We start from the raw sequence: 24132 nt of genomic DNA, 5'->3' as shown, positions 1-24132 counted from the left end.
TCATTCGGCCTGGTAGAGGATCCCGCGACCGATCGCCTCACGTATCTCCGGCAGCGCCGCCTGGGCCAGTGCACCGGCGTCCACCCCGTGATGGGTGGCCAACAGTTCGATCAGGGTGCCCAGCGGGACCTCTCCGCGACAGCCGGCCAACAGAGCCCGTAGTACCTCGTCGACCCCGATGACCGCGGCCGGTCCGCCGGGGCGGCGGACGGCGGCCCCGATCTCCTGCCAGCCCTGCGGCCCGGGCAGCGACTGCGCCTCAAGGAAAACCGGGGCAGTGGAGAGCCGGGCCGCCAGCAGCGTGTCGTCGGAGGTGTCACGCAGGTAGGCCCGCCGGGCGAAGAACGCGTCCACTTCCGCTCCGGTCAGGGCCTCGTCGGCGCCGGTGATCTCCTCCAGAATCTGTTCCGGCTCTTCACCATTGCGCGGCACGCGCAACGAGATCATGCCCATGCCGATACCGGCGATACCTTCCTCGGTGAACCAGTCGAGCCATTGCCCACCGCGTTGCACCTGCCGTTCGAGGTCCTCCCCGGCATCGGCCAGCCACAGCGACACGTATCTCACCGGATCGGCCAGTTCGCGCTGTACCGCCCAGGCGTGCAGGCCGGTGCCGGCCAGCCAACCGCGCACGCGATCCCGCCAATCCTGACCGTCGCGGACGATCCAGTTGGCCATGATGTGAGCGGTACCGCCCGGCAGCAGGTGGTCAGCGATCTGCTCGATCAGGCTCTGGCACAACGTGTCTCCTGCCAGCCCGGAGTCGCGGTAGATGTAGTCGCGGGCACCCGAGCCCACCACGAACGGTGGATTCGAGACGATCAGGTCGAAGCGTTCACCGGCGACCGGCTCGAACAGGCTGCCGCACCGAAGATCCCACGACATGTCGTTCAGCCGCGCCGTCATCGCGGCCAGGGCCAGGGCACGCTCGTTGGTGTCGGTCGCGACGATCTCGTCGCAGTGGGCATTCAGGTGCAGTGCCTGGATCCCGCACCCGGTACCGAGGTCGAGCGCGCGCCCGACGCGGTTACGCGTGACCGCCCGGGCAAGTGACAGCGACGCCCCACCGATGCCGAGCACATGATCAGGGCGCAACGGCCCGCGGCGCACCGCAGCGTCCTGGTCGGAGACCACGTAAAAATCCCGTGCCCCGTCACCGTGCGGTCGGATGTCGAGGGCGGCCCGGACCGTGTCGCGACCCGATTCCAGGACGCCGCCGGCGATCAGCGCCGACAGCCCCACCGTCGGGAACGCCGCCTCGACGGACTCCGGCGTTTCCTCCGTGCCAAGCAACAACAGACGCACCAATACACCGAGGCGCCGGCAGTCGGCCGGTGCGGCCTGGGTCGCCCGCACCGCAGGCCACCACACCCCGCGACCGAGGGCGGCGTTGGCGTCGGCTCCCAGGAGATCAGCCACTCCGTCGGTGGTGAACCCGGCCGAACGCAGGTCGGCACCCATCGCATCGACCAGGCCCGGGTCGAGACCGGCATCGATCGCGCTCAAAACAGCCCCGGTTCTTCAGGCTCGGCTGGTTCCGCCGGTTCGATGAGCTCCGGACCGTTGTTGCGGACGCTGTTGACCAGTCGCGAGACCTCGCGGACCGCGATCCGGTCCAGGTCGCCGTGGCCGCGCAACAACCCCTCGTCGATCGGGGCATCCGGATCCATCCAGCGGTCCCAGTCCGGTGCGCTGATGGTCAGCGGCATCCGATCGTGGATCTCGGCGAGCGGACCGGCGGCATCGGTGGTGATGATCGTGCAACTGAGCAGTGGCGGCGCGTCCCTGGGCGCGCCCTGTGGGCGCCACGTCGTCCACAACCCCGCCATGAACAACAGCTCACCGTCGGCGCCGTACATGTAGTAGGGGGTTTTCTCGCCCTTCTGGCCCTTCCACTCGTACCAGCCGTCCATCGGGATCAGGCAACGCTTGTTCTTGGCGGAGTTGCGGAATGCCGGCGAGCTGGTCACCTTGTCGGCGCGTGCGTTGATCAACAGCGGGCCCTTGGTGTCCGGGCCGCCGCCCTCGGCGGTCTTCACCCACGGCGGGATCAGACCCCAGCGCATCGAGCGCACGCGGCGCGTCGACTCATCGTCGGGTTCGGTGTGCCGTTTGACGACGCTGCTGATGGTCGTCGTCGGAGCCACGTTGTAGTTGGTCGGCGGAGCATCCTTGGCCGCGCTTTCATCGAGCGCCTGGATCTTCTGCGCCAGCAGCGCCGGATCGGTGGTCACCGCAAAACGTCCACACATAGTGCCCATGGTTGCAGAGTCCGCGGACAAGGCAGGATATAGAGCGTGAGTGCACGTGAGGAGCAGATGACGCATTGGCCGGCTCCGTCGGCGACGGCCCCGGTCGACGCGACGGTGACAGTGCCGGGTTCGAAGTCTCTGACCAACCGCGCGCTCGTACTGGCCGCGCTGGCCACCGCACAGGGCCCCTCGACGGTCCGTGGCGCGCTGCGGAGCCGCGACACCGACCTGATGATCGAGGCCATCCGCACCCTGGGCGTCACCGTGCAGGCGGCGGAAGGCGACGACACCGAGTTGACGGTGAGCGGCGCTATCGCGCCGGCCTCCGGTGCCCGGGTCGACTGCGGACTGGCCGGCACGGTGTTGCGGTTCGTGCCGCCGGTCGCCGCACTGAGTACCACCTCGGTGACGTTCGACGGGGATGAGCAGGCCCGTTCCCGGCCCATCTCTCCGTTACTCGACGCGCTGCGCGGTCTGGGTGTGGACGTGGATGGCGACGGTTTGCCGTTCGCGGTGCGCGGGCGCGGCGGCGTGGCCGGCGGCACGGTCGAGATCGACGCGTCGGGGTCTTCTCAGTTCGTCTCCGGGTTGCTGCTGTCCGGTGCCACGTTCACCGACGGCCTCACCATCGTGCACACCGGCACCTCGGTGCCTTCGGCACCGCATGTGGCGATGACGGTGGCGATGCTGCGCGACGCCGGGGTGCGGGTCGACGATTCGGTCCCCAACCGCTGGCACGTCGCCCCTGGTCCCGTCGCCGCGCGGGAGTGGAACATCGAGCCGGACCTGTCCAACTCAACGCCGTTTCTGGCGGCTGCGATCGTCACGGGCGGAACGGTGCGGATCGCCGGCTGGCCAACGGTGAGCATCCAGCCCGCCGATACGATCCTCGATCTGCTCGCGAAGGTGAATGCGACTGTGCACCAGCGTGATTCGCACCTGGAAGTCAGTGGCGCCGAGGCCTACGACGGGTTTGACGCCGATCTGCACGATGTGGGCGAGCTGGCCCCCACCGTTGCCGCTCTGGCCGCACTGGCCCGCGACGGCGCGACGTCGCGGTTGCGGGGCATCGCGCATCTGCGCGGGCACGAGACCGACCGGCTGGCGGCGCTGACCACCGAGATCAACGGGCTCGGTGGCGAATGCGCCGAAACCGACGACGGCCTGCTCATCACGGCGCGGCCGCTGCACGGCGGGACCTGGCGGTCATATGCCGACCACCGGATGGCCACGGCGGGGGCGATCATCGGTCTGCGCGTACCGGGCGTCGAGGTGGAGAACATCGACACGACGGCCAAGACACTGCCCGATTTCCCCATGATGTGGGTGCAGATGCTGGCGGGCGACCCGCACACGAGGGGGAAGTAAGCCACCTTGGGAGCGCGGGAGTACGACGAGTCCGACGTCCGGATCAGACCGGGCAAGGGCTCGCGTCCGCGCACCAAGACCCGGCCGGACCACGCCGACGCCCAGTCCGCGATGGTGGTGACCGTCGACCGTGGCCGGTGGGGCTGTGCCCTCGACCGCGACCCGTATCACCGCGTGGTCGCGATGCGTGCCCGTGAGCTGGGCCGCACCCCGATCGTGGTCGGCGACGACGTCGACATCGTGGGCGACCTGTCCGGGCGGCCGGATACCCTGGCCCGCATCGTGCGCCGGGGCGAGCGCCGAACGGTGTTGCGCCGCACCGCCGATGACACCGATCCCACCGAGCGCGTCGTGGTGGCCAACGCCGATCAGCTGTTGATCGTGGTAGCCCTGGCCGACCCACCGCCGCGCACCGGCTTCGTCGAACGCACGTTGATCGCCGCATACGCCGGCGGGCTGAAACCCATTCTGTGCCTGACGAAGTCGGACCTGGCTCCGCCGGAACAATTCGCGGCACAGTTCGCCGACCTCGACCTGACCATCGTCAACGCCGGCCGGGAGGATCCGCTGGCGGCCGTCGCCCCGTTGCTGACCGGGCAGGTCACGGTGTTCCTCGGCCACTCCGGTGTCGGCAAGTCCACCCTGGTGAACCGTCTTGTGCCAGAAGCGGACCGGGCAACAGGCGAGGTTTCCGGCGTGGGCAAGGGCAAGCACACCTCCACCCAGTCGGTGGCACTGCCCCTCGACGGAACCGGGTGGGTGATCGACACTCCCGGCATCCGCTCGTTCGGCCTGGCCCATATCCAACCGGACGACGTGATCCTGGCGTTCTCGGATCTGGCGGAGACCATCGACGAATGTCCGCGCGGCTGCGGCCACATGGGCCCGCCCGCCGATCCCGAATGTGCGCTGGACACGTTGTCCGGCCCGGCGGCCGGCCGAGTTGCCGCTGCCCGGCGCCTGCTGGCGGTACTCAAGGAAGCTTGATCACCTGCTGTGTACCGCTGGGCGGCACACCCCGTCGATCAATCGACGTGCCGCACTAGGGTCGCTGATTGTGGCTACCTATGTTCTCACCGGCAGCGCCTCTGGACTCGGCGCCGCCACCAAGAAAAGACTTCAATCCGACGGTCATCGGGTGATCGGTGTCGACCTGCGCGATGCCGACGTGAACGTGGACCTGAGCACCCCCGACGGGCGCGCCGAGGCGATCGCGAGGGTCACCGAGCTCGCCGACGGCGGTATCGACGGTTTCGTCCCGTTCGCCGGGCTGGCCGCCGCGACCGGCCGTCCGGCGCATCTGCTCATTGCCGTCAACTACTTCGGCGCGATCGAGCTGCTGGAAGGCCTGCGCCCGTTGCTGGCCGGCCGCGAGAACGCGTCGGTGGTACTGATCAGTTCGAATTCGACCACCAGCCAACCCAATTGGCCAGTCGAGCTGGCCGAGGCCTGCCTGGCCGGCGACGAGGCGGGCGCCAACACGATCGCCTCCGCCTACGGCGATTTCGCGGCGATACAGGCCTATCCGGCGACCAAGGCCGCCCTGGCCTACTACGCGCGCACCAAGTCCGCGGAGTACATCGCCGACGGCATCCGGCTCAACGCGATCGCGCCGGGACTCATCGACACCCCGATGACCCAGGAAGGCCGCAAGGACCCGCTGATCGGTGCGGGAATGGAGCAGTTCCTCAAAACCATCCCCGCCGGGCGCGGCGGGCGCCCCGAAGAGGTGGCCGCACTGGTCGCGTTCCTGCTCGGCCCCGAGGCGAGCTACTTCGTCGGGTCGGTCATCTTCGTCGACGGCGGCATCGACGCCGTGGTGCGCGGCAAGGACTGGCCGAAGGTGTGGGAACTCAACATGTGAGGTCAGTGCTTGGCCTTGGCCTGATCCGCCTCGGCCTGCTGCTGTTCCTGTTCGGCCTGTTGCTTGGCCGCCGCGATGGCAGCGCGACCCTCTGGGCTGGCGGCCGAGTTGCCCGGCGTCTTGGCCGAGGCCACACCGGCGCTGCAGTTGAGGTTGAGCAGCACGGTGTCGGTGACCGGGGTGAAATTGTCGCCCTTGAGCCAAGATGCCTTCTCCGAGCTTGCGACCACACAGTCGTCGTCGGACAGCGAATCCCCGGAACGGGTCGCAACGACGCCCTTCATGCCGGCGTCGGCCAGCGCCGACTGGGCATCGGAGTACTTCTGGCCGGCGTAGTCGTCGGCCGCGGCGACACCGGTGGCCATTGCGGCCATCGGGACGATCGACGCGCCGAGCATCATGGCAGCCAAGCCGAGCTTCCTGTTCACGAGCGAAACGCTATGGGCGACGGCTGCCAGGACCCTGGGAGTGCGTCGAGCAAGTGCTTGGAATCCCGGCCCGTCTTTACCTTCGACAGGTCAGCGTCGGCGCCAGCCCCGCACCGTCTCGATGGCCGACTTCAGACCACGACGACGTCCGGTGTCGGGATCGGTGACGCCGTAACCTTCGAGCTCGGTGAACATCCGCTCGCTGCGGGTCTCCGGCGCGTTGTCGGCCGTGTCCTTCAGGAACCGGTCCGGCAGCGACAGTTTGGCGATCGTGCGCCAGGTCTTTCCGTACTGCACCAGGAACGGTCCCGTGGTGTAGGGCAGGTCGTATTTCTCGCACAGTGCCCGCACGCGGATCGCGATCTCGGCGTACCGATTGCTCGGCAGGTCCGGGAACAGGTGATGCTCGATCTGGTGGCACAGGTTGCCACTCATGAAGGCCAGGGCCGGGCCGTTGTCGAAGTTGGCGCTGCCCAGCATCTGGCGCAGGTACCACTGGCCGCGGCTCTCACCGACCATGTCGGTCTTGGTGAATTTCTCTGCGCCATCGGGGAAATGGCCGCAGAAGATCACCGCGTTGGCCCACACGTTGCGGATGACGTTGGCCACCGCATTCGCCTTCAGCGTGGACTTGAAGGTCGCACCGGGCGACAGCGAGGTCAGCGCGGGCCACACGACATAGTCCTTGGCCACCTGATGGCCGGCCTTGACGCCGAACTCGCGAACCCGCTCCAGCGTGGCGTTGCGGTTGTCGCGACCCTTGAAGATCTTGCCGAGCTCGAGGTGCTGCAGCCCCACGCCCCACTCGAAGCCGATCGCGAGAAGGGTGTTGAACAGCAGGTTGCCGTACAGGTTGAACGGCTTCCATTTGGCGTCTCGGGTGACCCGGATGACGCCGTAGCCCACGTCGTCGTCCATGCCGAGGATGTTCGTGTACTTGTGGTGCATGAAGTTGTGGGTGAACCGCCAGTGCTTGGACGCCCCGCTCATGTCCCACTCCCATGACGAGGAGTGAATCTCGGGATCGTTCATCCAGTCCCACTGGCCGTGCATGACGTTGTGGCCGATCTCCATGTTCTCGATGATCTTGGCCACGCCCAGGGTCAGAGTCCCCGCCCACCACGCGGAACGCTTGGAGCTCGCCGCGAGCATGACGCGGCCGGCGACGTCGAGCGCGCGTTGCGCCGCGATGGTGCGGCGGATGTAGCGCGCATCGCGCTCACCGCGGGAGTCTTCGATGTCTTGCCGGATCGCATCCAGTTCCAGGGCGAGATTCTCAACATCGGCATCGGTCAGATGCGCGAACGCGGGAACGTCGGTGATTGCCATCGCAGCCTCCTCTCAATTACCTACGGTAGCGTAACCTACGATGCCGTAGGTTACTAGCCAGTAAAGTTTAGACATCCAGCACACAATCGCCCGACGCTGCCGAAACACAGGTCTGGATCCGGGTGCCCGGCTCGTGCTCGACACCGGTGCGCAAGTCACGCACATGCCCGTCGACCAGGCTCACCACGCAGGACTGACAGATTCCCATCCGGCAGCCGAATGGCATCTGGATGCCCAGCTGCTCCCCCGCATCCATCAACGGCGTCGCGCCGTCGACAGTGAGCTCCTTGCCGCTGCGTTCGAATTTCACCGTGCCGCCGGCCCCGTGCGGAGCAGCGCGGGACACCGCGAACCGTTCCAGGTGCAGGCTGTCGGCGATACCGGCCGCTTCCCACACCTGCTCGGCGTCGTTGAGCATGCCTTCCGGCCCGCACGCCCACGCTTGGCGTTCCCGCCAATCGGGAACCACCTCACCGATCCGGGCCAGGTCGAGCCTGCCCTCGGTGCGGGTGCTGCGCAACAACAGCCGGTAGCCGGGATGCGCATCGTGCAGAGCTGCCAATTCCTGGCCGAACAGTACGTCGGATTCCGTTGGCGCGGAATGCACATGCACGATGTCGGTGATCTGGTCGCGGCGCACCAGGGTACGCAGCATCGACATGACCGGCGTGATTCCCGAGCCCGCGGTCACGAACAACACCGTTGCCGGCGCAGGCGCGGGCATGACGAAGTTGCCCTGCGGCGCGGCCAACCGCACGACGGTTCCCGGCCGCAACCCGTCGACCAGGTGAGTCGACAAGAACCCTTCGGGCATCGCCTTGACCGTGATCGAGATGGTCCGTGCGCCTGCCACTTTGCCTGCACCGCGCTCCGGCGTCGAGGTCAGCGAATACGATCGCCACCGCCACCGGCCGTCGATGAGCACACCGATACCCACGTACTGGCCGGGCTCGTAGTCGAACGAGAATCCCCAGCCCGGTTTGATCACCAAAGTCGCGGAATCAGCCGTTTCCCGCCGCACCTCGACCACCCGGCCGCGCAGCTCCCGGGCCGACCACAAGGGGTTGGCCAGTTTGAGGTAGTCGTCAGGCAGTAGCGGAGTGGTCACCTGACCGACGATGCGGCGGAGCGCGTTCCAGGCAGGACGCCGCGAGGCGTCCGCAATCGTGGGGCGGACCGTATCGGCCACATTGGCCGAGACCTTGATGGAGTTCTTGGCCATGAACCTACGGTACCGTAGGTTACTGCCACGTAGCCAGTCCGACGACCATCGTCACAGTCACGGCACCAGCGCGTTCTTGTATGTTTTCCCGTCCTTCATGATCACTTTGAAGTTGCGATCAGGGTCGGCAACCAGATCCAGGCGAGCCAACGGGTCGCCGTCGACCAGCAACAGGTCCGCCAGCGCTCCTTCCTCGACGACACCCAGCTTTCCGGCGTACGGATTGCGCTTGCCCGACATCGCCAGCAGTTCGGCGTTGGTGCCCGTAGCCATCGCCAACGTCTCGGCCGGCGAGAACCACTTGCCCAGCCCCGCCAACAGCGCACCCTGCTTCGGCGCCAACTGTGGGGAGAACAGGATGTCGGTGCCGAACGCCGTCTTGAGCTTGTACTTGCGGGCCAGTTGGTAGACGTTGCCGACTCCGTCGACGATCTCCTTGGCCTTGGCGGCCTCGTCGGAACCGGGCGGGAACGCGCCGATCATCTCGGCCGGGATGGGCTGCGTGCTCAGCCAGATGTTCTTGTCCGCCATCTCTTTTGCCGTCGCATCGTCCATCAGGTGAGCGTGCTCGATGCAGGTGACCCCGGCGCGGATCGATTGCTGGATGGTCTGCGGGGTGTAGGCATGCACGGTCACATAGGTGCCCCAGTTGCCCGCCGCTTCGGTGGCCGCGCGCAATTCGGGTTCGGTGAACGTGGTGACGTCGAGTGGGCTGTGCGGCGAGGACACCCCGCCGCCCGCGGTGAGCTTGATCTGCGAGGCGCCCTGGAACAACTGCTCACGGGTACGCATCCGCACCTCGTCGGGACTGTCGGCGACCATGCTCGCCCCGAGCGCTTCCTGCTGGGACAGCGGCCCGCCGGGGTTGCGCGGGAGATCGTGGCCGGTACGGAAGTCACCATGGCCACTGGTCACCGTGATGATCGCGCCCGACGGGTAGATACGCGGCCCGTCGATGACGCCTTCGTCGATGGCCTGCTTGAGGCCGAAGCTCGGGCCACCGAGATCGCGGACGGTGGTGAACCCGCGCATCAAGGTGTCGTTGGCCTCCGCGCCGGCCAACAGGTTGAGATATCCCGGGTCCAAGGTCGTCAACTGTGTCACCGGCGGCCGCACGAGCATTGTGTGCCAATGGTTGTCGATCAGCCCCGGCATCAACGTCCGGCCTCCGCCGTCGATGACCGTGGCCGCCGGATCGGCCGGCAGCGGCTCGGTGGAGATCCGGTCGATCCGGTTGCCCTTGACCCGGACATTCGACGGTGCCGACAGCCGATCACTATGGCCGTCAAAGATTTTGACGTTGCGGAAGTCCGTGATGGGCACGGCGTCCGACGGCGGTGCGGGTTGAGGCGATTCCGCCGGGCGGCCCGGCTCGGCGGAATCGGGCGAGGAGGCTGCCGGGGAGTTGTCACCCCCGCCTGCCGAACATGCCGTACCGGCCAGGATCACGGCCAGCACAGTCAACAGCCCGAATGCGCGCATCAGAATCCCTTGTCTCGTCGGTCAGAGCAGTTCGAGCAGGAACGGCAACTCCTGCGGGGCATACCAAGCGAGGTCGTGATCCTGGGCGTCTCCCACCGTGAGCTCGGCGTCCTCGTCCCCCAGATCGGCGTCGTCGATGACGTCGACCGCGGCCAGCACGGCCGGCTCCGCGTCGGCATTGTCGACGTACACCGCGACGACGGCGTCGATCGGCAACGGCCCGGACAACCGCACCACAGCGTCGTCGAGATCGGGGCGGGCGCTTACCTCGACATCCGGCCCAGGGTCGGCCACCACCACGGCCCGGCGCGGTGGCAGGCCGGAATCCGTACCGGCGGCGAGCAACCGCAGCGAGGCGAGCGCGGCCTCACGCAACGCCACCTCGGCGAGTTCGTCGTCGTCGCCCTCGGCGTAGGCCTCCCGCAGCGTCGGGGTGACCGCGAAGGCGGTTCCATTCACGACGAGCAGGTGACGGTCGGCGACAAGCTGCTGCAGGGCGACCAGAGTCGTCGGGATGTAGACGCGCACACCGCGACCCTAGCCGTCCACAGCGTCCTTTTTGTCCTCGGCCGTTTTGTCTTCGGCCGTTTTGTCTTCGGCGTGCGGGTCCTTCTCCACCGAAATCACGAAGTCGTCGCCGTGCTGGGTCACACCGGCGACCACAGCATCGTTGACCGCCTCCAGCGCGTACTCGCGGCGCACCACCATGGGGTCGCGCCGTAGGTCCCGCACCAGCGACACCGCGAGGCCGATCATCACCAGAACGAAAGGCACCGCGACGACGATGGTGATCGACTGCAGGCCGTTGAGGGCGTCCTCTCCCCCGACCAACAGCATCACCGCGGCCACCGCACCCGTGGCGACACCCCAGAAGATGACCGTCGGCCGGGTCGGTTTGATGGTGCCGCGCTCGGACAGCGACCCCATCACGATCGACGCGGCGTCGGCACCGGACACGAAGAAGATGGCCACCAGAATCATCACCACCACACTGGTGACCGTCGCGATCGGGTACTCGCCGAGCAAACTGAACAGCTGTCGCTCCTGGCTGCCCATTCCGGCCAGGTCCACACCGTTCTGCTGCTCGAAGATGGCCGCGCCGCCGAACACGCAGAACCAGATCACCGATACCACGCTGGGTACCAGCAGCACGCCCGTCACGAATTGCCGGATGGTGCGACCACGGGAGATCCGGGCGATGAACATCCCGACGAAGGGGGTCCAGGAAATCCACCACGCCCAATAGAAGATGGTCCAGCTCTGCAGCCAGGTACTGACGGCCTCGCCTTCGGCACCGGTGCGGGCCGCCATCTGGGCGAGATCACCGATGTAACTGCCGATGGACGTCGGAATCATGTTGAGCATGAACATCGTCGGGCCGACCACGAAGATGAACAGCGCCATCGCCAGCGCCAGCACCATGTTGATGTTGGACAACCACTGGATGCCGCGCGCCACGCCCGACACCGCCGACAACACGAACGCGACGGTGAGGATCGTGATGATGCCGATCAGGATGGCGTTGCCGGTCTCCCCGACGCCGGCGACGATGTGCAGACCGCTGCGGATCTGTAGTGCGCCGAGGCCGAGCGAGGCGGCCGATCCGAACAGCGTGGCGAAGATCGCCAGCATGTCGATCACCTTGCCCCACGGCCCGTTGGCCCGTTTGCCCAGCAGGGGCTCGAACGCGGCCGAGACGAGCTGCAGCCTGCCCTTGCGGTACACCCCGTAGGCGATGGTCAGGCCGACGACGGCGTAGATGGCCCACGGATGCAACGTCCAGTGGAACATCGTGGTGGCCATCGCGGTCTCGGCCGCCCGGGGATTGCCCGGCCCACCGGTCCCCGGCGGCGGGTCGGCGAAGTGCGACAGCGGCTCGGACACCCCGAAGAACATCAGGCCGATACCCATGCCGGCGCTGAACATCATGGCGACCCAGGACGTGGTGCGGAACTCCGGTTCGTCGTCGTCGCGTCCCAGCGGGATGTTGCCGTACCGGCTCATCGCCAGCCAGATCACGAACACCACGAAGCCGGACGCGGTCAGCACGAACAGCCAACCGACATCGGCCATCACCCAGCCGAGGGCGTTGGACGAGGCGGTGGCCAGAGAATCGGTGCTGAGGAATCCCCAGACCAGAAAGGCCACGGCGATCAGAGCGGTGACACCGAACACCACCCAGTCCACACCGGCGCGTCGGGTGTAGGCCTTCTGCTCGACCGGCACATCCAGGACAGGATGCGGCACGACGTCGCCGGTCGGCGATTTCAGCGCCTTCTGTGTTGCTTTCTTGACTTCCTGCGTGTGCTTGTCGGGTCTACTTTTTCGTATCTCAGCTGGCATGATCAATTCATCAGACCGCGAATTGCGGCTCAGGTCAAACACGTCGAGCCGTTTTGCCAGAGTTACTTGGCGGCCTCGAGCAGTTCGTCGAGAGATTCCCGGAGCAGGCTCGGAAGCACCTCGACATCGCTCATCGCGTCCCGGTCGGCGTTGATTCCGAAGTACAACATGCCGTCGTACGAGGTGACCCCGATGGCCAACACCTGGTTCTGCAGCAGCGGCGGCACCGCATAGGTCTCCAGCAACTTGGTGCCCGCGATGTACATCTGCTTCTGCGCGCCCGGCACGTTGGTGATCAGCAGGTTGAAGAGCCGCGCCGAGAAACCCGTCGCCACGCGAATACCCATGGCGTGCAACGTCGGCGGGGCGAACCCGGACAGGGTCACGATGGTGCGGGCGTCGACCAGACTGGCCGCGGTGGAATGCGATTCGGTGGCATGGGCGATCTGCGAGAGCCGCACCACCGGGTTGCCCTCCCCGACCGGCAGATCCACCAGGAACGGTGACACCTCGCTGATGGCCTGCCCCGGCCCCGAGGAGTCCAGTTCGGCGTCCGGGTACACCGACATCGGCGCCATCGCCCGCACCGTCGTGGTCGGCGTCACCGGCTCACCGCGCGACAGCAGCCAGTTGCGCAGCGTTCCGGCCACCACCGCCAGGACGACGTCGTTGATGTCGCAGTTGTAGCGGGCCCGCACCAGCCGGTAGTCCTCCAACCGATGCTGGGCCACCGAGAACCGGCGGTTGCGCGAGACCCTCGTGTTCAGCGGACTGCTGGGGGCGGTGCCACGCGCCACCGTGCGGGCCACGTCGGCCACGCGCCGACCCACCGCAGCCAGTTCGCTGGCACTGGTGGCCACCTCGGTCACCGTGTCCCGCAAGGCGGCCAGCTGGCTGGTGGGCCGGGTGATCCACTCGCCGATGGCGCCGAGCACCAACTGCCGATCGCTGGGTTCGCGCGCCGGAATCCAGATGTCCTCGCCGAACTCGGGCGGCTTCTGCGAACGGTCGGCGATGACATGCCCGATCTCGAGGGCGGTCATTCCGTTGACCAGGGCCTGGTGCGTCTTGGTGTAGATCGCGATGCGGTTTTTGGTCAACCCCTCGACCAGGTACATCTCCCACAGTGGGCGGGTCCGGTCCAACGGCCTCGAGCCCAGCCTCGCGATCAGGTCATGCAGCTGCGCGTCGCTGCCCGGAGACGGCAGCGCCGAGCGGCGGATGTGGTAGGTGATGTCGAAATCCCGGTCGTCCACCCACACCGGACGGGCCAGGCCCAGCGTCACTTCCCGCACCTTCTGCCGGTAACGCGGAATCTGCGGCAGACGGTGTTCGACCGTCTCCAGCAGGGTCTCGTAACTCAAGCCCGCACGCGGCTTCCGCAGGATCGACAAGGACCCGACGTACATGGGCGTAGCGCTGTTCTCCAAGTGATAGAACGCTGCGTCGGACGCCGACAGCCTGCTCACCATGCGGCGCCAACCTCCCCTTCTCGCTCCGCTCGAACCCCGTCACGTTAACCGGCCATTCGGGACGCGCGCATCACGGGTGCTACCGCGCGTCAATTTCATGCCCCGCATTCGGGTAACCGTTCCCGCACCAACCCATACCTGGCCCCGAAGATCCGTGCGTCCGGCACGCCGAACCCATGCGATCATGGGTAGGTCTGCACCTCTCCAGCAGATGTCGCCCCTGACGCCGACCGCTGGAGACTGCCTGTGCAAATCCCAAGACTCACCGCTCAATCCGCCCCTGCGCGGGATCGGCGGCCGCTGACCGCCCCGATCATCGACTGCGAGCCGCCGGCGCTTCCGCTGAGAGGTGCGCCAGGGCCGGTGCTCATGCCGGCCCGGCCGGCGACGTGCCCGGCACCGACCGTTCTGCACGGGCATGGTCAGCGCCGGCTACGGCTGGTCAGCCCCGACCCGGAACCCCAATTGCAGCCCGGCGCCGCACAGTTCGCCGACATGGCACTGCGCCGGGTCCTCGAGGTCGTCGACCGACGCAGGCCTCCGGCCCAGCTGAGGTCACTGATGAGCCAACTGTTGCTCGACGCCGTCGTCGCCGCCGCCAAGCCCCGGCACCCGACCACGGCAAGCCTGCGCCGCGTGGGCCTGCGCCCGGCAGCCCCGTCCGGGGCCGCCGAGCTGTTCGCCACCTACACCCGTGGCGCGCGCGTCCGCGCCATCGCCGGGCGCATCGAATTACGCAGTGGCCGTTGGCAACTCACCGCGTTGCAGCTGGGCTAGTTCTTGCGGTGCGACTTCGACGGCCGACCGGTCTTGGCCTGCTTGCGGGCCGCTTCGCGACGCTCGCGCCGGGTGCCGCCGGAGGACGCGGAGTGGCGACCGGCACCGCCGGAACGCTGGACCTCCGCGGAGCCGTCCTCGGCGGGTCCGGTGTAGGTCAGCGGCGGCGCCTCATTGTCGATCCCCTTGGCCCGCAATGCAGGTGCCGGTCGCTCCTTGGTGGCCACCGCGCCCGACTCCGCACCGGCGGCTGTAGCCTCGCCGGCCTTCGCTGCGGCAGCCGCAGCGAACTCGGCCAGCCCACTGGGTGCGGCCACCGGCGCGACCTGAGCGCTGGGCGGAGCCGGGGCCGCCTCGACCTGGACGTTGAACAGGAAGCCGACCGACTCCTCTTTCAACCCGTCGAGCATCGCGACGAACATGTCGTAGCCCTCGCGCTGGTACTCCACCAGCGGGTCGCGCTGCGCCATCGCCCGCAGGCCGATGCCTTCCTTGAGGTAGTCCATCTCGTAGAGGTGCTCGCGCCACTTGCGGTCGATCACGTTGAGCAGCACGTTGCGTTCCAGCTGACGCATGGCGCCTTCGCCGGCGATCTCCTCGAGCTGCTTCTCCCGCTCGGCGTAGGCGCGTTCGGCATCCTTGACAAGCGCGTCGAGCAGTTCCTCACGGGTCAGCTCACCGGGTTCGCCGACCGCGTCGGAGTCCAGCAGATCGTTGTGATCGATACCCACCGGGTAGAGCGTCTTGAGCGCCTCCCACAGCTTGGCCAGGTCCCAATCCTCGGCGTAGCCCTCGGCCGTGGCGCCGTCAACGTAGGCGGTGATCACGTCGACGAGCATGTCGTGGGCCTGCTCCTGGAGGTTCTCGCCCTCCAGGATCATCCGCCGCTCCTTGTAGATGACCTTGCGCTGCTGGTTCATCACCTCGTCGTACTTGAGGACGTTCTTGCGGACCTCGAAGTTCTGCTGCTCGACCTGCGTCTGGGCGCTCTTGATGGCGCGGGTCACCATCTTGGCCTCGATGGGCACATCGTCGGGCAGGTTGAGCCTGGTGAGCAGCGATTCGAGCGTCGCGCCGTTGAACCGCCTCATCAACTCGTCACCCAACGACAGGTAGAAGCGGGACTCACCCGGGTCGCCCTGGCGACCCGAGCGGCCGCGCAGCTGGTTGTCGATGCGGCGAGACTCGTGACGTTCGGTGCCGAGTACGTAGAGACCGCCGGCCTCGACGACCTTCTCCGCTTCCTCACTGGCCTCGGCCTTGATGGCGGTGAGGGTGTCGTCCCAGGCGGCTTCGTACTCTTCGGGCGTCTCGACCGGATCCAGCCCCTTGGCCCGCAGCCGCTTGTCGGCCAGGAAGTCGGCGTTGCCGCCGAGCACGATGTCGGTGCCGCGACCGGCCATGTTGGTGGCGACCGTGATGGCGCCGAGCCGGCCGGCCTCGGCGATGATGTTCGCCTCTTGCTCGTGGTACTTCGCGTTGAGGACGTTGTGCGGAATCTTGCGCTTGGTGAACTGACGCGACAGGTACTCGGAACGCTCGACGCTGGTGGTACCGATCAGCACCGGCTGACCCTTTTCGTAGCGCTCGGCCACGTCGTCGACGACGGCGATGTACTTGGCTTCCTCGGTCTTGTAGATCAGGTCGCCCTGGTCAGCACGGACCATCGGCTTGTTGGTCGGGATCGGCACCACACCCAGCTTGTAGATCTCGTGCAGCTCGGCGGCCTCGGTCTCGGCCGTACCTGTCATGCCGGACAGCTTGTCGTAGAGGCGGAAGTAGTTCTGCAGCGTGATGGTGGCCAGGGTCTGGTTCTCGGCCTTGATCTCGACGTGTTCCTTGGCCTCGATGGCCTGGTGCATGCCCTCGTTGTAGCGGCGGCCCAACAGCACACGACCCGTGAACTCGTCGACGATGAGCACCTCGCCGTCGCGGACGATGTAGTCCTTGTCGCGCTGGAACAGCTCCTTGGCCTTGATGGCGTTGTTCAGGTAGCTGACCAACGGCGAGTTGGCGGCCTCGTAGAGGTTCTCGATGCCCAGCTGATCCTCGACGAACTCGACACCCAGCTCGTGCACACCGATGGTGCGCTTGCGGATGTCGACCTCGTAGTGGACGTCCTTCTCCATCAGCGGGGCCAGCCGGGCGAACTCGCTGTACCAGTTGGAGGCGCCGTCTGCAGGGCCCGAGATGATCAGCGGGGTACGGGCCTCGTCGATCAGGATCGAGTCGACCTCGTCCACGATCGCGAAGTTGTGGCCGCGCTGAACCATGTCCTCGACCGAGTGCGCCATGTTGTCGCGCAGATAATCGAAGCCGAACTCGTTGTTGGTGCCGTAGGTGATGTCGGCGCCGTACGCGGCGCGGCGCTCCTCGGGGGTGAGCCCCGACAGGATGACACCCACCTCCAGACCCAGGAACCGGTGCACGCGGCCCATCCACTCGCTGTCGCGTTTCGCCAGGTAGTCGTTGACCGTGACGACGTGCACGCCCTTGCCGCTCAGCGCGTTGAGATAGGCGGGCAACACGGCGGTCAGGGTCTTGCCCTCACCGGTCTTCATCTCCGCGACGTTGCCGAAGTGCAGGGCCGCACCGCCCATGACCTGGACTTCGAAGTGCTTCTGGGACAGCACCCGCCACGCGGCCTCACGGGCTACCGCGAACGCCTCGGGCATCAGGTCATCGAGGTCTTCGGGGTTCTTGTCGTCGGCCAGGCGCCGCCGGAACTCGTCGGTCTTGGCACGCAGCTCAGCGTCCGAGAGCTTCTCCATGTCGTCGGACAAGGTGTCGACATAGTCGGCCACCTTCTTGAGGCGCTTGACCATGCGGCCTTCACCGAGACGGAGCAACTTCGACAGCACGCTATTTCCCCTGTGGGTTCGATGGATCCTGTGGGTGGGATCGCTCGGGCTTGGTTGACGTCCATCGTAGGTGACCGGCCGAACTCGCTGGTTCTGCTGGGGCGAAGAGACGAAAACGCACCCCGGAACGCTCCGGGGTGCGGTTTCGTTGCGTCGTGTCTGTTCGGAAGGGCTACGCCAGGCGGATCAGGCCGTAGTCATAGGCGTGGCGGCGGTAGACGACGGACGGCCGGTCGCTCTCCTTGTCGTGGAACAGGAAGAAATCGTGGCCCACCAGCTCCATCTCGTAGAGCGCGTCGTCGACGGTCATCGGCTTGGCCGGGTGCTCCTTGATACGCACGATCCGGCCGGGCTCATGGTCATCGAGGCCGTCCGGCATCTGGGTATCGGCCGCCGCCTGCGGCCGGTCGTCGAACAGCGTCTCGTGCGCCGTGGCCTCGGCCAGTGAGACCGGCGTCTTGTCGCCGTAGTGGATCTTGCGGCGGTCCTTGCTCTTGCGCAGCCTGCTCTCGAGTTTGCCGGCCGCTGCCTCCAGGGCGGCGTAGAAACTGTCGGCGCAGGCCTCGCCGCGCACCACCGGTCCACGGCCGCGGGCCGTGATCTCGACATGTTGGCAGTTTTTACGTTGACGGCGGTTGCGTTCGTGGTCGAGTTCGACGTCGAACAGGTAGATGGTGCGGTCGAACCGCTCCAGGCGCGACAACTTCTCCGAGACGTAGATACGGAAATGGTCTGGAACTTCTACGTTTCGACCCTTGACCACGACCTCTGCATTCGGCTCCGGGGTGGTTTCGCCGACCTGTTCGTCGGGGTCGACCACCATGGTGGCGCTTGTATCCGGGGTATGGGTTGACATACTCGGCAACTCGTTTCTCTCAGTTGTCACACGCTTCATGCGTGCCCTGCTTCTCAACGAATCGTGGCGATGGGCCGGAAGTTTGCTCCACCCATCGGCGCAAGGTGTCGGGTAACTCACCTCCTGCCCGGCTACAGCCATGTGCGGCGAAGTGGCGCCGGTGTCCTGTCAGCGCCGCCGTGAGTAATTCACGGGTGGTTGCTGCCGACGGTAGTCCGTGTTCACCCACTCGTGCCACCAATTTCAAATACGTGTTTTCAGTTCTTCACGCGGGTTTGATCCCGGCGAAACCCGCCGCACGTCAGGCATGCGAAATCGCCAGCACAGCGGACACTTCAGCCCCCGCACGCCTGAGCATCCGCACCGATTCGGCCGCCGTTGCCCCGGTCGTGACGATGTCGTCGACGAGGACCACTTCGCCGGTGACGGGCCTGACGAGACGCACTCGGCCGGCGATATTGCGCTGACGTGCGGCACCGGACAGGCCCACCGAATCTCGCACCCAGGGCCGCAGGCGCAGCGCAGGCACGACGCACGCCCCGGGCAGATCGGCCACCGCCGACGTCGCCATCCGGCTGACCGGATCGCCGCCACGGCGACGCGCTGCGGCACGCCGGGTGGGCGCCGGCACCACCGTCACCGGAGTGCCGATGATGCCCCAGGTCAGCAGGTGCTGCAGGCCGGCGCTCAGCGCTGTGGCCAGGGGGCCGATCAGGTCCGTGCGCCCCTTTTCTTTGGCGGCGACGATGACGCGTCTGCGGACGCCGGCATGGCGGCCCAGCGCGAAGACCGGGACTCCCGGATCGGTCCGCGCAGTGAACAGGTGCGGCTCGTCGTCCCCAACCCCGAGTTGTGCGGCGCACGAGGCACACCACCTGGTCGACGGCGCACCGCAGCCACCACATTCCAACGGCAGGATGAGGTCGAGCATGTCCGGCAGTCTGCGCGTCCGGGCCGACATAGCCGGACTCTCATTCGCCTGACTTCGCAGATTTCTACCGCTGGGTCGCGAAACCCGGCGGTGCACAGCCCAGAAGTGGAAACCGGCGCGCCGAGCGGCCTCAGCCGGGCAGTACCGGCACCGAGCCGGCAATCATCAACGGGCGCACCTCGACCCACCCCGGGTTGTCCTCACTGGCCGACGCCGAGAGCTGCAGCACGCCGCGTTGGTCGGCGACATATACCGTCGACGGATTGGCGGCCACGGTGCCCACCGGGGCCACCAGATTGCGGCTCGGCCCGTCGGAGTTGACCCCGTCGAGATTCACGTACGACACCGGGTGGGCCGGGTCGGTCCGGCTGACCACGATGTCGTCGCCGGTGCGCCAGGACAGCGACACCACGCTGTTGCCCAGGCCGAAGCCGAGGCGCCGCGGGTAGGTCAGCAGGAACTGTCCCTCGGGGGTGCGCTCGATTCCCGCCAGGATCACCTGCCCGCCGATCACCATCGCCGCACGCGTGCCGTCGCGTGAGAGTTGCAGTTCGGTGATCGGGCCCGGATAGCGGGTGGACACCGCCGCGACGTCGACCGGAATGCGGGCCGGCACGCCTGACGCGTCGCGGATGGCCCGCACCACGTTGACATCGTCGACCACCACCCACACCGCCTGATCCAGCGACCAACTGGGCCGGGTCAGGCTGCGGCCCTCGATGGCCTTGGCCGTGGGCCCGCCCAGCGGCCCCATCCATAGCGAGGCAGCCGTGGCTTCCGGCGCGTCCGGCAGCACGACGACCGAGGCCGCGTCCTGCCCGTTGCGCGACACCGCGGCCGACTTCTGATTGGGCGCAGAGCCGAATGCGCCGGGCACCCTGGCCGTCTGCTGGCCGTCGAGCGCCACGAGCGAGCCACCCACCAGCGCGTGCAGCCCGGCCGCCGCGCCGGGTACCGCCCCCGGATCGGCCGCCGCGACATCGGAGGTCTCCCAGCCGTCGGCGAACCGGTCGTCCAATGGCGCACCGTCGGCGTTGATCACGTACGGGCCGCTGACCCCGGCGCGCGACAGGGTCCAAATGATTTGGGCGGCAAGCAGTTGACGACTGTGCGGATCGGTGGTCGACAGGTTCTCGAGGTCGATGCGGGCGCCGCCGTAGCCACGGCCCACGCCGGTCTTGCCGCCGTCGGCCCGGGTGACCGGGCCGCGCATCCGCAGCGGTGCGTCGAGCAGGTTCCGCACGGATCTGGCCATCTCCGGGCGTGGCCCGGCAACGAGTTTGGAGATCAACTCGGTGGCCAACTGGTCGGGATCGGAGACCGCGACGTAGCGCGGATCGGGCACGACGGTGGTTCCGGTCGGGTCGACGAAGTAAAGGGTGTTGCGTTTGTAGGTCGACTGGAACTGTTGCCAGTCGAGGAACACGCCGTTGGGCAACCGGTCGATACGCCATCCGCCCGGGGTCTGGACGAGTTCGATGGGACCGGGATCGGGCAGCGCGCCCTCCCCCGTCTCGAACACTCCCATGTCGGACAGTGACCCCAGGATGTCAGCCCGCATGCTCACCGAAACCCGGTCCGAGCCACGGGTTTCGACGAACACCACGCGGTCGAGCAGCAGCGCGCTACCGGCGTCGTCCCATGCGCTGGAGGCCGACTCGGTGAGGAACTGCCGCGCGGCCAGGTGCCGGTTCGCGGGATCGGCAGTGGCCTTGAGGAATTCGCGTAGCAACACGTCGGGGTCCATGCCGGGCGCCGGTTTGGGAAGGTTCGGTGGTGCCGGTTTGTCGACCGTGCCGATCGCCTGCGGGGACGACGAATTCGGAATTCCCGCGCATCCGGACACCAGGACTACCAGACCGACGATCACCACCGTCAGCAGGCGCTTCACACGTTCTCCTCCGCTTGCTCCCGGTCCCGGGTGGGACGCTGCCGCTGCTTCTGCTGCGGCGCAACGGGTTTGAGCGGCAACGGGCTCGTGGTCACCTTGTGGCCGCGCACCAGGGGCAGCGTCAGGCGGAAGCAGGCTCCCTTGCCCGGTTCGCCCCAGGCCTCCAACCGGCCCTGGTGCAGGCGCGCGTCCTCGATGCTGATCGCCAGCCCCAATCCGGTGCCGCCGGAGCGACGCACCCGTGACGGGTCCGACCGCCAGAATCGGCTGAACACCAGCTTCTCCTCGCCGGGGCGCAGACCGACGCCGAAGTCGCGGACGGTGACGGCCACGGTGTCCTCGTCGGCGGCCATCCGGATGCGCACCGGTTTGCGTTCGGCGTGGTCGATGGCATTGGCGATGAGGTTGCGCAGGATCCGTTCCACCCGGCGCGGATCCACCTCCGCGATCACCTCATCGGCGGGCATGTTGACGTCGAGGTCCACCTCCGCGTCGGCGGCCAGGTGCCCGACGTTGTCCAGCGCGCTCTGCACCGTGGAGCGCAGATCGACCGACTCCACCGACAGCTCCGCAACGCCGGCGTCGTGGCGGGAGATTTCCAGCAGGTCGGCCAGCAGGGTCTCGAAGCGGTCCAGTTCGTTGACCATCAGTTCGGTGGACCGCCGCAATGCGGGGTCCAGATCCTCACTATGGTCATGGATCAGATCCGCGGCCATGCGCACGGTGGTCAGGGGCGTGCGCAGCTCGTGGCTGACGTCAGAAGTGAAGCGGCGCTGCAGGTTTCCGAACTCTTCGAGTTGTTGGATCTGGCGGGACAGGCTCTCGGCCATGTCGTTGAACGACACCGCCAACCGCGCCATGTCGTCCTCGCCGCGCACCGGCATGCGCTCGGTCAGGTGTCCTTCGGCGAACCGCTCGGCGATACGCGAGGCCGAACGCACCGGCTGCACGATCTGGCGGGCCACCACCAGGGCGATCGCGGCCAGCAGGCCCAACAACACCACGCCGCCGGTCGCCATCGTGCCGCGCACCAGCGAGATGGTGCTCTCCTCGTTGTTCAGCGGAAAGATCAGGTACAGCTCAAGATTGGGCACCGACGAGGACGCCGGGCTGCCGACGATCAGCGCCGGCCCGGAGAACCCATCGGTATGCACCGTGGCGTACTGATAGCTGACCTGCCCGGCTTTGACGAAGTCGCGCAACGCCTTCGGCACCTGTTGCACCGGCCCGGCCGCCGCGGCCTCGCGTGGACCGTCGCCGGGAACGATGAGCGCGGCGTCGAACGCACCGGCCACGTCAGCGCGGGCATCGGCCTTGCGATCGATCAAGGTGTTGCGCGCCAGCTGCAGGCTGCTGTCCAGCGAGCGGCTCTCCTCACCGCCGACGATGCCGCCGACCGTGACGCGGGCACGCTCGACTTCCTCGGTGGCGGCCTTGACCTTGACCTCGAGAATCCGGTCGGTGATCTGACTGGTCAGCACGAAACCGAGTACCAGGATGACGGCGAGCGAAAGCCCCAATGTCAGCGTGACCACACGCAGTTGCAGCGAACGACGCCACACCAGGCTCAGCGCCCTGCCGAGCGTCCCGAGTCCACGCAACAGTGGGCCGGAACCTCCCCAGCGCCCACGGATGCGCCGTCGTGAGCCGAAGATCACGGCCACCGCCAGGCGGTGAACGTCACGGCGGTCCGGCCTTGTATCCCACTCCTCGAACGGTCAACACCACCTGCGGGTTCTCCGGGTCCTTCTCGACCTTGGCCCGCAACCGCTGGACATGCACGTTCACCAAACGGGTGTCGGCGGGGTGGCGATATCCCCACACCTGTTCGAGCAGCACATCACGAGTAAACACCTGGCGTGGTTTGCGTGCCAGCGCCACGAGCAGGTCGAACTCCAGCGGTGTCAGCGAAATCTGCTCGCCCTGCCGGGTCACCTTGTGGGCGGGCACATCGATCTCGACATCGTTGATCGACAGCAGCTCGGCAGGCTCGTCCTCGTTACGGCGCAGACGCGCGCGCACGCGGGCGACGAGCTCCTTCGGCTTGAACGGCTTCATCACATAGTCGTCGGCACCGGATTCCAGGCCCAACACCACGTCGACGGTGTCGGTCTTGGCGGTCAGCATGACGATCGGCACGCCGGAGTCGGCACGCAGCACCCGGCACACGTCGATCCCGTTCATGCCGGGCAACATGAGGTCCAGGAGGACCAGATCGGGCCGCAACTCACGGACCGCGGTCAGCGCTTGGCTGCCGTCGCCGATGACCGCGGTGTCGAATCCCTCACCACGCAAGACGATGGTGAGCATCTCGGCCAGCGATGGGTCGTCATCGACGACAAGGATCCTTTGCCTCATGGTGTCCATGGTGTCACCCGTTCGCGATAAAACCGGGGTACCACACGCGGGTTTCTCCGCTTTATCTGCTGCTTAGCCGTCCCGCCAAGGCGGCCGGGTCCACATCCGGGCCCGCCACGGCCCAGCCGCCGCACCAGTCGGCGGCGGCCAGCGCGGCATAGACCGCACCGGTGCGCTGTTGCAGCCCGCCGTCCCGCTCGTAGGCGTCCTTGGCGCGGTCGGCCTCGGTGTTGGCGCGATGCTCGGCGCGCTGGGCGGCCAACTCGGCCGGAACGTCGAGCAACAGCTGCCAGTCCGGTGCGGGCAGTTTGAGCCGGTCGAACTCGAGCTCGCGCACCCAGGCGACCACATCCCCGTCAGCGCCCTGATGCAGCCGGGCGGCGCTGTAGGCGGCATTGGACGCGACGTAACGGTCCAGGATCACGACGTCATAGGCCGCCTGCAGATGTTCGATCTCCTCGCGGGCGCCGGCGCGGTCGAGCGCGAACAGGACTGCCATGGCGTAGACCGAGTCGGCCAGGTCTCCGTGCTTTCCATGGAGCGCTTCTGCCGCGAGATCGGCGGGCACCGAGTGGTGATAGCGCGGGAACGCCAGTGTGCCGACGGACTTGCGATCGGCCTCGAACGCCGCCCGCAGGCCGCCCGTCAACGTACGTTTGCCTGCGCCGTCGACGCCCTCGATCGCTATGAGCACAGTG

20 protein-coding genes are annotated in these 24132 nt (G+C 67.2%); 4 read left to right on the top strand and 16 right to left on the bottom strand.

Annotated elements, in window-relative coordinates; genetic code table 11:
* Window positions 1-1461, bottom strand: a complete 1461-nt coding sequence (locus QQ25_RS09755; RefSeq protein ID WP_052235761.1) for a DUF7782 domain-containing protein — start codon at window positions 1459-1461, stop codon at window positions 1-3.
* Window positions 1462-1502: 41 nt separating this feature from the next.
* Window positions 1503-2252: an SOS response-associated peptidase gene (locus tag QQ25_RS09750; RefSeq protein ID WP_198530774.1), complete on the bottom strand. Its 750-nt coding sequence runs from the start codon at window positions 2250-2252 to the stop codon at window positions 1503-1505.
* Window positions 2253-2318: 66 nt separating this feature from the next.
* Here QQ25_RS09750 and aroA point away from each other — a divergent pair, with 66 nt between their 5' ends.
* The 3 genes from aroA to QQ25_RS09735 all read left to right on the top strand — a co-directional run bounded on the left by aroA (window position 2319) and on the right by QQ25_RS09735 (window position 5484).
* Window positions 2319-3620, top strand: a complete 1302-nt coding sequence (gene aroA, locus QQ25_RS09745; RefSeq protein ID WP_039378677.1) for a 3-phosphoshikimate 1-carboxyvinyltransferase — start codon at window positions 2319-2321, stop codon at window positions 3618-3620.
* 6 nt (window positions 3621-3626) lie between these two features.
* Complete coding sequence (rsgA, locus tag QQ25_RS09740) at window positions 3627-4607, top strand: ribosome small subunit-dependent GTPase A (protein ID WP_039378425.1); 981 nt, start codon at window positions 3627-3629, stop codon at window positions 4605-4607.
* Between the two features lie 70 nt (window positions 4608-4677).
* Window positions 4678-5484, top strand: a complete 807-nt coding sequence (locus tag QQ25_RS09735) for an SDR family oxidoreductase (protein WP_039378424.1) — start codon at window positions 4678-4680, stop codon at window positions 5482-5484.
* A 2-nt stretch (window positions 5485-5486) separates the two neighbouring features.
* Here the strand turns inward: QQ25_RS09735 and QQ25_RS09730 are convergent, their stop codons facing one another.
* From QQ25_RS09730 to QQ25_RS09700, 7 genes are all read right to left on the bottom strand, one after another.
* Window positions 5487-5882, bottom strand: coding sequence for a hypothetical protein (locus tag QQ25_RS09730; RefSeq protein WP_052235760.1), 396 nt, complete (start codon window positions 5880-5882; stop codon window positions 5487-5489).
* A gap of 120 nt (window positions 5883-6002) precedes the next feature.
* A complete protein-coding gene (locus QQ25_RS09725; RefSeq protein WP_039317605.1) occupies window positions 6003-7241 on the bottom strand; it encodes a fatty acid desaturase family protein in 1239 nt (412 codons plus the stop codon).
* A gap of 67 nt (window positions 7242-7308) precedes the next feature.
* A complete protein-coding gene (locus QQ25_RS09720; protein WP_039378423.1) occupies window positions 7309-8463 on the bottom strand; it encodes a ferredoxin reductase in 1155 nt (384 codons plus the stop codon).
* A gap of 57 nt (window positions 8464-8520) precedes the next feature.
* Window positions 8521-9945, bottom strand: coding sequence for a metal-dependent hydrolase family protein (locus QQ25_RS09715; protein ID WP_082017471.1), 1425 nt, complete (start codon window positions 9943-9945; stop codon window positions 8521-8523).
* 21 nt (window positions 9946-9966) lie between these two features.
* A complete protein-coding gene (locus QQ25_RS09710; protein ID WP_039317601.1) occupies window positions 9967-10473 on the bottom strand; it encodes a DUF6912 family protein in 507 nt (168 codons plus the stop codon).
* A gap of 9 nt (window positions 10474-10482) precedes the next feature.
* Window positions 10483-12288 (bottom strand): BCCT family transporter, encoded by a 1806-nt coding sequence (locus tag QQ25_RS09705; protein WP_052235758.1) that lies wholly within the window; start codon window positions 12286-12288, stop codon window positions 10483-10485.
* A gap of 62 nt (window positions 12289-12350) precedes the next feature.
* Window positions 12351-13760, bottom strand: coding sequence for a WS/DGAT/MGAT family O-acyltransferase (locus tag QQ25_RS09700; RefSeq protein ID WP_039317599.1), 1410 nt, complete (start codon window positions 13758-13760; stop codon window positions 12351-12353).
* A 246-nt stretch (window positions 13761-14006) separates the two neighbouring features.
* Here QQ25_RS09700 and QQ25_RS09695 point away from each other — a divergent pair, with 246 nt between their 5' ends.
* Window positions 14007-14537 carry an Rv3235 family protein gene (locus QQ25_RS09695; protein WP_234711884.1) on the top strand — a complete coding sequence of 177 codons (531 nt, stop codon included), beginning with the start codon at window positions 14007-14009 and terminating at the stop codon, window positions 14535-14537.
* Here QQ25_RS09695 and secA read toward each other — a convergent pair.
* The 7 genes from secA to QQ25_RS09660 form a co-directional block, all read right to left on the bottom strand.
* Window positions 14534-17398, bottom strand: a complete 2865-nt coding sequence (secA, locus tag QQ25_RS09690) for a preprotein translocase subunit SecA (protein ID WP_039378422.1) — start codon at window positions 17396-17398, stop codon at window positions 14534-14536. The genes QQ25_RS09695 and secA overlap by 4 nt on opposite strands.
* A gap of 172 nt (window positions 17399-17570) precedes the next feature.
* Entirely contained in the window at window positions 17571-18254 is a 684-nt protein-coding gene (hpf, locus tag QQ25_RS09685) for a ribosome hibernation-promoting factor, HPF/YfiA family (RefSeq protein WP_039378421.1), read from the bottom strand.
* A 301-nt stretch (window positions 18255-18555) separates the two neighbouring features.
* Complete coding sequence (locus tag QQ25_RS09680; RefSeq protein WP_039378420.1) at window positions 18556-19185, bottom strand: ComF family protein; 630 nt, start codon at window positions 19183-19185, stop codon at window positions 18556-18558.
* A 130-nt stretch (window positions 19186-19315) separates the two neighbouring features.
* Window positions 19316-21076, bottom strand: a complete 1761-nt coding sequence (gene lpqB, locus QQ25_RS09675) for an MtrAB system accessory lipoprotein LpqB (protein ID WP_039378419.1) — start codon at window positions 21074-21076, stop codon at window positions 19316-19318.
* On the bottom strand, window positions 21073-22734 hold the full coding sequence (gene mtrB / locus QQ25_RS09670; RefSeq protein ID WP_039318475.1) for an MtrAB system histidine kinase MtrB: 1662 nt from the start codon (window positions 22732-22734) through the stop codon (window positions 21073-21075). Before mtrB ends, lpqB begins: the two co-directional genes overlap by 4 nt.
* Before the next feature lie 22 nt (window positions 22735-22756).
* A complete protein-coding gene (mtrA, locus tag QQ25_RS09665) occupies window positions 22757-23443 on the bottom strand; it encodes a two-component system response regulator MtrA (protein ID WP_019343547.1) in 687 nt (228 codons plus the stop codon).
* A 52-nt stretch (window positions 23444-23495) separates the two neighbouring features.
* On the bottom strand, window positions 23496-24128 hold the full coding sequence (locus tag QQ25_RS09660; RefSeq protein ID WP_039317586.1) for a dTMP kinase: 633 nt from the start codon (window positions 24126-24128) through the stop codon (window positions 23496-23498).
* Window positions 24129-24132 lie beyond the last annotated feature (4 nt).

The organism is Mycolicibacterium setense (assembly GCF_000805385.1).
Taxonomy (GTDB): domain Bacteria; phylum Actinomycetota; class Actinomycetes; order Mycobacteriales; family Mycobacteriaceae; genus Mycobacterium; species Mycobacterium setense.
This window is presented reverse-complemented; position numbering and strand designations above follow the sequence as displayed.